The following is a 12,947-nucleotide window of genomic DNA, read 5'->3' on the forward strand; positions in this document are numbered from 1 at the left end:
ACACCCCGGCGAGGACCGGGATCAACCCCCGTAGAAGACGCGGTCCACGACCCGGCGGGCGCGGCGGGTGACGCGGCGGTAGTCGTCGAGGAAGTCCTCCGAGCCGTCCGGCGGGTAGCCGAGCGTACGGGCGATGAGCCTGCGCTCCCCCGCGTCGGCCGGCACGCTGTCGCCGGGCCTGCCCCTGACCAGCATGATCGCGTCGCGGACGCGCGAGGCGAAGCGCCACGCCTCGGCCAGCACCAGCTCGTCGGCCGGGTCGAGCAGCCCCTCGGCCGCCGCCGCGCGCAGCGCCCCGATCGTCCGGGTGGTGCGCAGGGCCGGCACGCCGCCCGCGTGGCAGAGCTGGAGGAGCTGGGCCACCCACTCCACGTCCGACAACCCGCCGGGGCCGAGCTTGGTGTGCAGGGCGGGATCGGCGCCGCGCGGCAGCCGTTCGGCCTCCATGCGCGCCTTGAGCCGCCTGATCTCCCTGATCGCGTCCTCGGGCAACCCCTCGGACGGGTAGCGCAGCTCGTCGATCATGGAGATGAACGCGTCGCCGAGCGCGGCGTCGCCGGCCGAGAAGCGGGCGCGCAGCAGCGCCTGCGCCTCCCACGGCGACGACCAGCGGGCGTAGTAGGCGCGGTAGGAGGCCAGCGTGCGCACCAGCGGCCCCTGGCGGCCCTCCGGACGCAGGTCGGGGTCGATGAGCAACGGCGGGTCGGGGGCGGGCAGCGACAGCAGCCGGCGCAGCTCGTTGGCCACGGCGAAGGCGGCGTCGGTGGCCTCCCGCTCCTCGACGCCGGGCAGCGGCGAGTGCACGAACATCACGTCGGCGTCGCTGGCGTACGAGCACTCCATGCCGCCGAGCCGGCCCATGGCGATGACCGCGAACCGGGTCACGTCCGGGGCCTTGGCCAGCGCGGCGTCGAGCGCGGCCTGCAGGGTCACGTCGTTGAGCGACGACAGCGCCGTGCCGACGGTCTCGATGTCGAGGAGCTGCGAGATGTCGGCGACGGCGGTGCGGAACAGCTCCCTGCGGCGCAGCCCCCGCACGGCCGCCACCGCCGTCTCCGGCTCTCCTGCGTGCCGGGACACCGCCGCCGACGCCTCGCCGCGCAGCGCCCCGGGCGGCCGGACGGCCAGCTCCTGGTCGGAGCCGAGCATCGCGACCGCGTCGGGGGCGTGCATGAGCAGGCCGGTGGCGTAGCGGCCGGTGCCGAGCACCCGCGCCATCCGCGCGGCCACCGCGGTCTCGTCGCGCAGCAGCCGCAGGTACCACGGGGTGCTGCCGAGCTTGTCGCTGACCTGCCGGAAGCCGAGCAGCGCCGCGTCGGGGTCGGGCGTGTCGGCGAACCAGCCGAGCATGACGGGCAGCAGCGTGCGCTGGATGGCCGCGCGCCTGGACACGCCCGTGGACAGCGCCGCGATGTGCCGCAGCGCGCCGTTGGGATCGACGTAGCCCAGCGCCTCCAGCCGGGCCGCCGCCGCGGCCGTGGACAGCCGCGCCTCCGACTCCGGCAGCCGGGCCACGGCCTGGAGCAGCGGCCGGTAGAACAACTTCTCGTGCAGCCGCCGCGCCTCCATGGCGTGCCGCCGCCACCGGGCGGTGAACTCCCCCACCGGGTCGGTCTGCATGCCCAGCGCGCGGCCGAGCCGGCGCAGGTCGGCCTCGTCGGTGGGCAGCAAGTGCGTACGCCGCAGCCGGTGGAGCTGCAACAGGTGCTCGACCTGGCGCAGGAACGTGTACGCCTCGGCGAGGCCGCGTGAGTCGTCGCGGCCCACGTAGCCGCCGCGGGAGAGCGCGGCCAGGGCCGGGAGGGTCGCCCGGCGGCGCAGCAGCGGGTCGAGCCTGCCGTGCACGAGCTGCAGCAGCTGGACGGCGAACTCGATGTCGCGCAGCCCGCCGGGCCCCAGCTTGAGCTGCCGCTCCCCCTCGGCGCGCACGTGCGACTCGACGCGCCGGCGCATGGCCTGCACGTCCTCCACGAAGTGCTCGCGGGTGGCGGCCGTCCAGACCAGGTCGTTGACCGCCTGGACGTAGGACTCGCCGAGCTCCGGGTCGCCCGCCACCGGCCTGGCCTTGAGCAGCGCCTGGAACTCCCAGGTCTTGGCCCAGCGGCGGTAGTAGGCCAGGTGGCTGCCCAGGGTGCGGACCAGCGGGCCGGACCGGCCCTCGGGGCGCAGGCCGGCGTCGACCTCCCACAGCGAGCCCTCCTGGGTGGCCGCCGTGCAGGCCCGCATCATGGCCTGGGCCAGCCTGGTGGCCGAGCGCAGCGCCTTGGTCTCGTCGGCGCCCTCGCGCGGCTCGGCGACGAAGACGACGTCGACGTCGCTGATGTAGTTGAGCTCCCGGGCGCCGCACTTGCCCATGCCGATGACCGCCAGGCGCGCCTCGGAGTCGTCGACCTCGGCGCGGGCGACCGCGAGGGCCGCCTCCAGCGCCGCGCCGGCCAGGTCGGACAGCTCGGCCATGACCTCGGCGAGCGTGGCCTGGCCGGTGAGGTCGCGGGCGGCCAGGTGCATGAGGCGGCCCCGGTAGGCCACCCGCAGCGCCACCAGCGGGTCGGGGCCGTCGGCGCGCGGCTCGGGCTCGTCGGGCTCGGCGCCGACGGCGCGCAGCAGCGCGGCCCGCGCCTCGCCCAGGTCGGGTTCGGCCAGCAGGGCCGTCTGGCCGGGGTGGCGCACCAGGTGCTCGCCGAGCGCGGCGCTGACGCCGAGGACGGCGAACAGGCGCGCCCTGAGCCGGTCGTCGGCGCGCACGGCGTCGAGGACGGCGGGCTCGCGCTCGGCCAGGCGGGTCAGCGAGACCAGGGCCAGGTCGGGATCGGCCACGACGACCAGGAACTCCAGAAGGTCGTCGAGGTGGGCCGGGGTGCGGTCGAGGAGCTGGGCGGCCCTGGCCCCGTCGGCGAAGCCGAGCTTGGCGAGGCGTGCGGCGGTCGATTCCATCCTGGGCACCTGCTCATCTTGACAGGTGGCGGCCCAAAAGCCGTAGAGTGCAACGCAACGTAGCGTTGTGTTTTGTCGGAGAGGTGATGACATGAGCCGGATGTCCGCGGCGGTGACCTGGGGGATGCTGGCGGCCTGGGCCGTGCACGACGCGGAGGAGCTGGCGACCATGGCCGGATGGGTGCGGCGGGCCCATCCCCGGCTGGAGCGGCTGTACCCGGGGGTGCCGTGGGAGCGGCTGGAGGTGTCGCAGGCGCGGGTGAACGTGGCGATCGGGCTGATGGGCGGCGTGGTGGCGGGGGCCTCGGCGCTGGGGGCGCGCAGCGGCGGGCGCAGCCCGGTATTCCAGGCGGTGCTGGCGGGGTTCGGGCTGCACGGGGTCGTGCACCTGGCGCAGGCCGTCGCCACGCGGGGGTACACGCCGGGGGTGGTGACGGCGCCGCTGGTGGTGATCCCGTTCTCGGCCTGGGCGTGGCGGCAATTGCGGCGGGCGGGGGTGGTGGCCGCGCCGGGGCGGTCTGCCGCGTACGGGCTCGCGGCGCTGCCGCTGACGGCGGGGGGCGTGCACGCGGTCGCCCACCTGCTCACCCGCCGCCACGACCGGGCCGCCGAGTCCTCGCCCACGGACGGTCTCGGCCGCGACCGCTGGTTCTGACCCGCACCGGCGGCTCGCCCCCCGGCCCGAGCCGCGCCGGGCGGCCAGGCCGCGTGGGGGGCTCCTGGGCGGGGGCGGTGGGTCCCGGGGCGGCTGTCAGGCCGGGCGGGGGGCTCCGACCACCTGGGCGAACGCCTGCGCGACCGGGCGCCAGGTCGCGACGAGGGCGGGCTCGGCGGCTTTGACGGCGGCGTTCAGGTCCTCGGCCGACTCCAGCTCCGACTCCGACGTCCAGGCGGTGAAGATCTCCGGGGTGGCCTCGGGGTGGAACTGCAACGCCCAGGCACGCTCGCCGACCCGGTAGGCCTGGTTCGGGTACTGGGCGCCGGTCATCAGCGGCACCGCGCCCGCGGGCAGCCGCGTCATGGCGTCCTGGTGGTACTGGACGGCGGTGGCCCTGGCCGGGACGCCGGACAGCAGCGGGTCGGAGGCGGCGGCGGGCAGCGCGACCACCTCGCACGCCCCCACCTCCAGGCCGTTCCCGCCGCGCTCGACCGTGCCGCCGAGTGCCATGGTGAGAAGCTGCGCGCCGAGGCAGATGCCGAGCGTGGGGGTGCCCTCGTCCACGGCGCGGCGCAGGAGGGCGCGGGTGGCGGGCTGCCAGGGGCTGCGCTCGTCCTCCCAGGCGGCCGCGGCGCCGCCGAGCACGATCAGGCCGTCGGCGGCCCGTGCGGGGACCGGGTCGCCGAGGTAGGGGCGGACGACGTCGCAGGTGGGGCCGAGCCAGTCCGCCAGGTAGCCGAGCCCGGCGCCGGCCTCGTGCTCGATCACGGTGATGCGCATATCGGGTAATTTATCCGCCTTTTTTCGTAAAAGCGGCTATCCGTCTGTTGCCGGGACAGCCGCGGGCGGTGGGTGCCCGGCGCCGGGCGGGTCCCTAGGATCCGGCTATGAGATTCGACGAAGTGGACGGGCTGCGCGTCGCCACGTTCGGCACCGGGCCCCGCAAGATCATCGCGGTCCACGGCATCAGCGCCTCGCTCATGGCCTGGGGCGCGGTCGGGCGGCGGCTGCCCGAGGAGTGGTCACTGATCGCGATGGACCTGCGCGGCCGCGGGCACAGCGCCTCCCTGCCCGGCCCGTACGGGCTGCCCCGGCACGCCGAGGACGTCCTGCGCGTCGCCGAGCACGTCGGCGCGGGCCCGGACGCGGTGCTGGCCGGCCACTCGATGGGAGCGTACGTGGCCGTGCTGGCCGGGGCCGCCCGCGACTTCGCCCGGGTCGTCCTGGTGGACGGCGGCCTCCCGCTCCCGCTGCCCGAGGGCGTCGACCCCGACGCCGCCCTGGAGGCCACGCTCGGGCCCGCGCTCGCCCGCCTGCGCCGGACGTTCGCCTCCCCCCAGGAGTACGTGGACTTCTTCAAGGCCCATCCGGCCTTCGCCGCCCACTGGAGCCCGGACGTCGAGGCGTACGTGCGCTACGACCTCACCGGCCCCGAGGGCGCGATGCGCTCACGGGCCGTCGGCGAGGCCGTGATGGCGGACGGGCGCTGGATGCGCACCGAGACGGCCGAGATCGGCGCCGCGCTGGCCGCGATCAAGGCGCCGCTGCACCTGCTCAGGGCGCCGCGCGGCCTGCTCGACCAGGACACCGGCATGCTGCCCGACGAGGTCGCCCGGACGTGGACGGCCCGCGTGCCCGGCCTGCGCGACGAGCTGGTGCCCGACTGCAACCACTACACGATCCTGTTCGACGAGGAGCCGGTGACGACCGTCCTGGCCCGGATCACCGGGTCCTGACCGCTGCGGCGAGCCGTCCGTCTTCGCCTCGGACGAGAAACGGCCCCCCGAGCCGAGCTCGGAGGGCCGTCGTCGGCACAGGTCAGCGTGGAGCGATCCACGTGGCGCGGGCGGCGGCCACCAGGGTGCCGTCGCCCTCGTAGATGCCGCTCTCGCCGTACATCTTGCGGCCCTCGCGGCCGGTCGGACGGGCCACGACGGAGTAGCGGCCACCCGGCAGCACCGGGCCGTTGATCTGCACGACCAGACGGCCGAGCAGGGCCGACTCGCCGGGGCCGAAGTGCGCCCAGCCGGTGATGCAGTCGAGCACCGCGCCCACGATCGAGGCGGGGACGCCGTCCTCGCCGCTCACCGTGAACGGCACCCGCCACCCGGCGGCCACCAGGTCGGAGCCCTCCACCGGGCCGGGGAAGATGCGCAGGCCGTCGCCCGGCTCGCGCAGGCCGCAGGCGAAGCACTCGGCGAACGGGTGGGCCTTCAGGCCGACGAACCCGGCCTCGGCGCGGGCGGCGTCGGTGAACGGCACGAAGCCGGGCCCGGTCAGGGTCTCGGCGACGGGGATGGCCTCGACCAGGACCTTGTCGCCGTCGGACAGCGAGACGCTGTTGGCGACGTGCTCAAGGCGCAGCTCGGTCTCCAGGGGCGTGGGCGCGTGCAGCGTGACCTCGACCGCTGATCGGCCGCCGTTCAGCGCCTCTGCCATGGTGCCCGCGATCCAGCCGCCGTTGGCGACTCCCACCGGGCCCCGGAAACGCTCGGGAACGGTCAACACGGTCTGCAGGGCAGCCGTCGTCATGCCACACCCTCCAATATCGCCCCACCAGGCGAGAAGTCCGGAAATATCGTAAAGAGTAGGCCGATTTTACTGGACTCCCGGATTACCACGATGTTGGGGGTCCCTGAGCGCCGACCGACTCATGCCATAACGCCACAGGCGTGGCCGAAACTTCCCCGGCTACCCCCCGCCATCCCCACCCAGGGTCGGCGCCGTCCATGGCACGGATGTGACTCGGGGGTGAGGAACAACGAAAATCGGCCCCAACCCGGAGTCGGATGCGTATCCGGGGTGAGGCCGATCAAGGCGTCGGCAGTACCTTATCCCGTGATTTCCCCGCCCCGAGCCCATTCCCGGTGAATCCCGTCGGACCGTTCCGGCCGCTGTGCCCGCCCACCGCCCGCCCACCGCCCGCCCACTGCCCGCCCACCGCCCACCCACTGCCCGCCCGCGCGCCCTATGCTGGCGCGACAGGGGTCGAAGCGAACCGATCGGGCGGGGTGGGTCTGTGCAGCGGGCGACGTTACGTTTTCCGCCCGGGTCGCTGGTCGTGCTGACCGGGCTGCCCGGCGCCGGCAAGACCACGCTGCTGCGCCGCCTCTACGGCCTTCACGGCTCCGAGAGCGCGCCCGTCGTCGCCGACGCGGTCGTGGTGATCGACTCGGGGCAGTCGCGGCTCCACTGGGCCGGCCGCATCACCTGGGCTCCCCGGCCGGTCCGCCGCGCGGTGGTGTTCGCCACCCACGTGAGCCGGGTCAGCCAGGCGCTGGCCAAGGGGCAGGCGGTCCTCGCGCACAACCGGGGCTGCGCCACGTACGTGCTGAAGGGGTTCGCCTGGCTGGCCCGCAGGCAGCGGGCGAGCTTCCACCTGCTGCTGCTCGACGCGCCTCCGGCGGCGGCGGTCGCCGGCCAGCACGCCAGGGGACGGGTGGTCGCGCCCCGCACGTTCGCCCGCCACCGCCGCAACTGGGACAGCCTGCTGGCCCGGGTGGCCGGCGGCGACCCGGCCCCGGCCGTCAGCGCGCACGTCGTCACCCGCGCCGAGGCCGACCTGCTGGAGCACATCGTCTTCGACAGCGCCGACCGCGCCCCCGCCGACTGACGACGACGTCCCGAGGGGACGCCGAGGAGACGCCAAGGGGACGCCAAGGGGACACCGAGGGAGGACCCGCCATGAAGCAGTACCTGCTGACCCTGTTCGAGCCCGACGGCCCGCCGCCCGAGCCCGAGGTCCTGGAGCCGATCATGCGCGACATCGGCGCGGTCGAGTCGGAGATGCGCGCGGCCGGCGTGTGGGTCTTCTCCGGCGGCCTGGCCCCGGCGGAGCAGGCGTCGGTGGTCCGGGTGCGCGCCGGCGAGACGTTCACCACCGACGGCCCCTACACCGAGGGCAAGGAGCACGTCGGCGGGTTCACCGTCATCCGGGCGCCCGACCTGGACGGCGCGCTGGAGTGGGGGCGCCGGCTCGCGCGCGCCGTGGGCGTGCTCCCGGTCGAGGTGCGCGAGTTCAAGGGCTGAGCCGCCCCGGCCTCACAGCACCGGCAGGTAGCGGCCCAGCTCGAACTCGGTGACCGTACGGCGGTATTCGCGCCACTCGGCCCGCTTGTTGCGCAGGAAGAAGTCGAAGACGTGCTCGCCCAGCGTCTCGGCGACCAGCTCGCTGCGCTCCATGACGGCGATGGCCTCGTCGAGCGAGCCGGGCAGCGGCTGGATGCCCAGCGCCCGGCGCTCGGCGCTGGTCAGGGTCCAGACGTTGTCCTCGGCGGCCGGCGGCAGCTCGTAGCTCTCCTCGATGCCCTTGAGCCCGGCGGCCAGCACCAGCGCGAAGGCCAGGTACGGGTTGCACGCCGAGTCGAGCGACCGGAACTCGATGCGGGTCGAGCCGCCCTTGTGCGGCTTGTACATGGGCACCCGGACCAGCGCCGAGCGGTTGTTGTGCCCCCAGCAGACGTAGGAGGGCGCCTCGCCGCCCTGCCCCGCGATGGCCTCGGCGCCGCCCCACAGCCGCTTGTAGGAGTTGACCCACTGGTTGGTGATGGCGGTGATCTCGGCGGCGTGCCGCAGCAGGCCGGCGATGAACGAGCGGCCGATCTTCGACAGCCGGTAGTCGGTGCCGGCCTCGTGGAAGGCGTTGCGGTCGCCCTCGAACAGCGACATGTGCGTGTGCATGCCCGAGCCCGGGTGCTCGGTGAACGGCTTGGGCATGAACGAGGCCCAGATGCCCTGCTCCAGGGCCACTTCCTTCATGATCAGCCGGAACGTCATGATGTTGTCGGCCGTGGTGAGCGCGTCGGCGTAGCGCAGGTCGATCTCCTGCTGGCCGGGGGCGCCCTCGTGGTGGCTGAACTCGACGGAGATGCCCATCGACTCCAGCATCATGATCGCCTGGCGCCGGAAGTCGTGGCCGGAGCTGTGGGGCGTGTGGTCGAAGTAGCCGCCGGAGTCGATCGGCTCGGGCTTCTGACCGGCCTCGGGACGGTTCTTCAGCAGGAAGAACTCGATCTCGGGGTGGGTGTAGAAGGTGAAGCCCATGTCGGCGCACTTGGCGAGCGTGCGCTTGAGCACCCAGCGCGGGTCGGCGTGCGAGGGGGTGCCGTCGGGCATGAGGATGTCGCAGAAGATGCGCGCCGCGCCCGGCGTCTCGCTGCGCCAGGGCAGGATCTGGAACGTGGAGGGATCGGGCTTGGCCAGCATGTCGGACTCGTAGACGCGGGCGAAGCCCTCGATCGCCGAGCCGTCGAAGCCGATGCCCTCGGCGAAGGCGCCTTCCAGCTCGGCGGGCGCGATCGCGACGGACTTGAGGAAGCCGAGGACGTCGGTGAACCAGAGCCGGATGAACCGGATGTCGCGTTCCTCTAGCGTGCGGAGCACGAACTCCTGCTGGCGGTCCAAGGTGTCCCCTCGTTGAAGACAGTGCGGGTCTTCTACCAGCATGCCGTGCCCGTGTTTCGCACACGTTACAGGGGGTGCCGGTGCGAGCCTCACTGACAAAGGGGCCGCCCAGATCTACTGTGATCACGCAGTGAGTCTCGGGGGAGGCATTGGTGGCTATCGACCTGCTCAATCACAAGCTCGATCGGGCGTTCGACCACATCGACGCGAACGGCAACGGCGTCGTCGAGCGGGAGGACCTGCTGGGGCTGGGCGCGCGCCTGCTGGTGGGTTTCGGGGAGTCCCCCACCTCGGTCACCGGCAACCGGCTCGTCGACAGCTTCGACGGCATCTGGTCGACGTTGTCACGGGCGCTCGACCGCGACGGCGACTCCGGCATCGCCCGCACCGACTTCCGCGGCGGGATGACGGCCGCGTTCGTCACGGGCGACCGCTACAAGCCGGTGTTCCGGCCGGCGACGCTGGCCGTGGCCCAGCTCTGCGACGGCGACGGCGACGGCCTGATCGGGCCGGGCGAGTTCCGTACGATGCTGAGCGCGTTCGGCACCGCCTACGACGACGTGGACGAGGCCTTCGACCGGCTCGACCGCGAGGGCAGAGGCGCGCTCACCGTCGAGGGGCTGGTCCTCGCGGCCGAGGACTACTACCGCAGCTCAGACCCGAACGCCGCGGGCAACTGGCTCTTCGGACCGCTGTGAACACCGCCGTGAGCACCACCGTGTTCGCCACGGTGCGCACCGCGCTCCGCTCGGTCCTGCACTGGAAGCCGATGCTGCCGCTGCCGCGCAAGGGCGGCTCGCCCGCGCTGGCGCTGCTGCCGCTGGTCGAGCGGGTGCCGGCGATGGGGGCGCCCTGCCGGATGCACCCCGCCGTGTACGCCATCGAGGCCGCGGTCATCGACTGGGCCAGGCGGACGGGCCTGCGCGCCGACGCCGGGGTGGGCTTCCACCGGATGGCCGGGCGCGCCTTCGCCGAGTTCGACGCGGCCGCCGCCGCGCTGTTCGCGCAATGGCTGACCTGGCTGTTCCACCTCGACGACGAGCTGGACGAGGGGTCGTGCACGCTGGACATCTTCGGCGGCATGCTCCAGGGCGCGTCCCGGCACCCGCTGGAGGCGGCCTTCGCCGACCTGTGGCGGGTGACCAGCGCGCGGATGAGCGACCACTGGCGGGCCCGGTTCGCGGTCAACCTGCGACGCCAGGCGGACGCGTGCCGCACCGAGGCCGACAACCGGGCCGCCGGGCGCATGCCGACGCTGGAGGAGTACCCGGCGCTGCGCAGGGGGACGGTCGGCCCCTACCTGTACGACCTGGTCGAGCCGTGCCTGCGGGTCGAGGTGCCGGCCTGGATGGTCGAGTGCGAGCCGTGGCGCGAGCTGGTGGACGCCTGCAACGACGTCACGGCCTGGTGCAACGACGTGGCCTCGCGGCCCAAGGAGCGCGGCGACGTGCACAACCTGGTCGTGCTGGCGGTCCGGCAGCTCGGGCTGGGCGAGCGCGAGGCCGTCGCATGGGTGCTCGACCGGATCGTCGGACGATGTCAGGACATGAACCGGGCGGCCCGGCGGCTGCCGCTGGACGACCTGCCGCCCAAGGCGGCCAGGGACGTCAGCAAGGTCGCCTGCGCCTACCTGGCCGCGCCGCGCGCCCACCTGGACTGGCTGCTGGAGACGTCCCGGTACACGTGAGCCGATCAGGAGCCGGTCAGGGGGAAGCTGCGGCGAGCATGTCGCCCGCCGCCGTCCGGCGGTAGACGACCTGCTTGCCGAGGCGCAGGCCCACCGTCAGCCCGCCGTCGCTGAGCACCCCGAGGTGCTGGCTGACCGCGCCCGGGGTGAGCGACATCCGGGCGGCCAGCGCCGAGGTGGTGCTCGGCTCGGCCAGCGCGAGCAGGATCTGCGCCCGGCTGCGCCCGATGAGCGCGGCCAGCGCGCCGGGGGCGGGCGGCGGGCCCTGCTCCCACAACGTGCCCACGCCGAGCACCGGGTAGACGAGCATCGACTGGTACGGAGCCGACATCACGGCCACCGACGGCCAGTAGAACGCGCTCGGCACCAGCAGCAGCCCGTCGCCGTGCAGGCCGCCCGCGTGGCACCACGGCCGGTCGATGAGCAGCTGCTCCCCCGTCCACTCCACGGCGGGACCGAGCCCGGCGAACAGCTCCCTGGCCCCGCCCTGGGCGAGCTGGCGGGAGCGGCGCAGCACGTCGCGTTCGAGCAGCCCGTAGACGCGCGGCCAGAACTCCTCGAAGCACTCCCGCCAGTACGTCTCCAGCGCGTCGGCCACCCGGGCCACGCCCGCCGCCGGGTCGGCCGTGAACCGGTCGAGCAGCGCCCGGTCGGTGCCGGCGATGGTCGCGACCTCCGAGCGGGCGCGTTCGGGGGGCGTGCCGCGGACCAGCGCCAGCTCGGCGGCGAAGTCGGGCAGCGGCGTCTCCGGGGGCGGGGTGATGAAGTCGGCCAGGTAGCCGGACGGCGGCACCAGCGCGAACAGCTCGTCCAGGTCGAGCCGGGCCAGCCTGGGCCGCACGGCCTTGATCCACGGCAGGTGGATCGACTGCCTGGAGGGGTCCTGGAGGGTGCGCAGGCTCGCGACCAGCTCCCACATGGGCGAGAACGCGAACCTGATGCGCGCGACGTCCTCCGGCTTCAGGACCCAGGTGACGGCCATGCTTTTAGTGTGCACTAAATCGTTGGCGCGTCGAGCGCGGGGACCTGACCCTGTACCCGTGTCTAGCACTGTCGCTGAGAAGCCTTCCTTCCTCCGTTCCCAGATCGGCGGACTGCCGCGCCCCTTCTGGGCCCTGTGGAGCGGCACCCTGGTCAACCGTCTGGGCACCCTCGTCATGCCGTTCACCGGCGTCTACCTGACCCACTCGCGCGGCATGTCGGTGACCGCCGTGGGCCTGGTCATGGGCGTCTACGGCGCAGGCTCGCTGCTGTCGCAGATCCTCGCGGGCGTGCTCACCGACCGCGTCGGGCGCCGGGTCACGCTGTCGGGCGGCATGCTGGCCACCGCCGCCACCATGCTGGCGCTGGGCTACAGCAGCTCGCTGCCGGCGATCGTCGCGTCCATGTTCGTGCTCGGGCTGGTGATCGACATCTACCGGCCGGCGTCCAACGCCCTGGTGGCCGACCTGGTGTCCCCGGCGGAGCGGGCCCGCGCGTACGGGCTGCTGTTCTGGGCGATCAACCTGGGCTACGCGGTCGGCATGACGGCAGGTGGCTGGCTGGCGAGCGTCGGGTTCCTCTGGCTGTTCTGGATCGACGCGGTCTCCTGCCTGGTCTTCGCCGCGCTGGTGTGGCGGGCGGTGCCCGAGACCAGGCCGCAGGCGCGTGAGTCGTCCGGCGGGTTCGGCGTCGTGCTGCGCGACCGGGCGATGGTCGCCTTCACGCTGGTGGTGCTCGGCAACGCGCTGGTCTACCTGCAGACCGTGACCATGCTGCCGGTCGCGATGACGTCGGTGGTGAAGCTGACGCCGGCGCAGTTCGGCCTGGCCATGGCCCTGAACGGGGTGCTCATCGTCGTCGTGCAGCCGCTGGTCTCCGGCTGGCTCGGACGCAGGGACGCCTCCCGCACGTTCGCGCTCGGCCTGGCGGTCATGGGGGCCGGGTTCGCGATGACGGCCTTCGTCACCACCACGTTCTGGCTGGCCGTCACGATCGGGGTGTGGACCGTGGGCGAGATCATCACCGCGGGCATCTCCGGGACGATCGTGGCCGCGCTGGCCCCCGAGCACCTGCGGGGGCGGTACTCGGGGCTGTTCGGGTTCGCCTGGTCGCTGGCCTCCGTGCTGGCGCCGCTGATGGGCGGGCCGCTGCTCGCGGCCGGGTCGCAGACGTTGTGGTTCAGCGTGGGCGGCGTCGCGCTGGTCTCGGCGGCGGGCATGCTGGCCCTCGGCCCGGCGATCCGGCGGCGGGCGGCGGCCTGAGGTCGCGGGCGGCGGTCCACGG

Annotated in this window: 12 protein-coding genes; 7 read left to right on the forward strand and 5 right to left on the reverse strand. The window is 73.8% G+C overall.

Going from position 1 to position 12,947, the window contains the following annotated elements; all coding sequences use genetic code 11:
- Window positions 1–21: 21 nt before the first annotated feature.
- The gene (locus ACWCSU_RS12625) at window positions 22–2,934 is read right to left on the reverse strand and encodes a bifunctional [glutamine synthetase] adenylyltransferase/[glutamine synthetase]-adenylyl-L-tyrosine phosphorylase (protein ID WP_449935006.1); all 2,913 of its coding nucleotides are present in this window, start codon (window positions 2,932–2,934) and stop codon (window positions 22–24) included.
- Between the two features lie 91 nt (window positions 2,935–3,025).
- On the opposite strand from ACWCSU_RS12625, the gene ACWCSU_RS12630 reads away from it, so the two are divergent.
- Window positions 3,026–3,589, forward strand: a complete 564-nt coding sequence (locus ACWCSU_RS12630) for an HXXEE domain-containing protein (protein ID WP_449935007.1) — start codon at window positions 3,026–3,028, stop codon at window positions 3,587–3,589.
- Window positions 3,590–3,685: 96 nt separating this feature from the next.
- On the opposite strand, the gene ACWCSU_RS12635 is transcribed toward ACWCSU_RS12630, so the two are convergent.
- On the reverse strand, window positions 3,686–4,372 hold the full coding sequence (locus ACWCSU_RS12635; RefSeq protein WP_449935008.1) for a type 1 glutamine amidotransferase: 687 nt from the start codon (window positions 4,370–4,372) through the stop codon (window positions 3,686–3,688).
- A 107-nt stretch (window positions 4,373–4,479) separates the two neighbouring features.
- On the opposite strand from ACWCSU_RS12635, the gene ACWCSU_RS12640 reads away from it, so the two are divergent.
- On the forward strand, window positions 4,480–5,328 hold the full coding sequence (locus ACWCSU_RS12640; protein ID WP_449935009.1) for an alpha/beta fold hydrolase: 849 nt from the start codon (window positions 4,480–4,482) through the stop codon (window positions 5,326–5,328).
- Window positions 5,329–5,410: 82 nt separating this feature from the next.
- Here ACWCSU_RS12640 and ACWCSU_RS12645 read toward each other — a convergent pair whose 3' ends face one another.
- Window positions 5,411–6,124 (reverse strand): PaaI family thioesterase, encoded by a 714-nt coding sequence (locus tag ACWCSU_RS12645; protein ID WP_364091454.1) that lies wholly within the window; start codon window positions 6,122–6,124, stop codon window positions 5,411–5,413.
- A 487-nt stretch (window positions 6,125–6,611) separates the two neighbouring features.
- Here ACWCSU_RS12645 and ACWCSU_RS12650 point away from each other — a divergent pair, with 487 nt between their 5' ends.
- Window positions 6,612–7,205, forward strand: a complete 594-nt coding sequence (locus tag ACWCSU_RS12650; RefSeq protein ID WP_364091456.1) for an AAA family ATPase — start codon at window positions 6,612–6,614, stop codon at window positions 7,203–7,205.
- Between the two features lie 71 nt (window positions 7,206–7,276).
- Entirely contained in the window at window positions 7,277–7,621 is a 345-nt protein-coding gene (locus ACWCSU_RS12655; protein ID WP_449935010.1) for a YciI family protein, read from the forward strand.
- Between the two features lie 12 nt (window positions 7,622–7,633).
- Here the strand turns inward: ACWCSU_RS12655 and ACWCSU_RS12660 are convergent, their stop codons facing one another.
- Complete coding sequence (locus ACWCSU_RS12660; protein ID WP_357700758.1) at window positions 7,634–8,995, reverse strand: glutamine synthetase family protein; 1,362 nt, start codon at window positions 8,993–8,995, stop codon at window positions 7,634–7,636.
- A 152-nt stretch (window positions 8,996–9,147) separates the two neighbouring features.
- On the opposite strand from ACWCSU_RS12660, the gene ACWCSU_RS12665 reads away from it, so the two are divergent.
- Both ACWCSU_RS12665 and ACWCSU_RS12670 read left to right on the forward strand, forming a co-directional pair.
- A complete protein-coding gene (locus tag ACWCSU_RS12665) occupies window positions 9,148–9,693 on the forward strand; it encodes an EF-hand domain-containing protein (protein ID WP_364091460.1) in 546 nt (181 codons plus the stop codon).
- An 8-nt stretch (window positions 9,694–9,701) separates the two neighbouring features.
- The gene (locus ACWCSU_RS12670) at window positions 9,702–10,682 is read left to right on the forward strand and encodes a terpene synthase family protein (RefSeq protein WP_357700762.1); all 981 of its coding nucleotides are present in this window, start codon (window positions 9,702–9,704) and stop codon (window positions 10,680–10,682) included.
- Between the two features lie 16 nt (window positions 10,683–10,698).
- Here the strand turns inward: ACWCSU_RS12670 and ACWCSU_RS12675 are convergent, their stop codons facing one another.
- Window positions 10,699–11,664, reverse strand: a complete 966-nt coding sequence (locus tag ACWCSU_RS12675) for a DUF5937 family protein (protein WP_364091462.1) — start codon at window positions 11,662–11,664, stop codon at window positions 10,699–10,701.
- A 58-nt stretch (window positions 11,665–11,722) separates the two neighbouring features.
- On the opposite strand from ACWCSU_RS12675, the gene ACWCSU_RS12680 reads away from it, so the two are divergent.
- Complete coding sequence (locus ACWCSU_RS12680; RefSeq protein ID WP_357700766.1) at window positions 11,723–12,925, forward strand: MDR family MFS transporter; 1,203 nt, start codon at window positions 11,723–11,725, stop codon at window positions 12,923–12,925.
- The last annotated feature ends 22 nt before the right edge of the window (window positions 12,926–12,947 follow it).

It is taken from the genome of Nonomuraea sp. NPDC001699, from assembly GCF_053596455.1.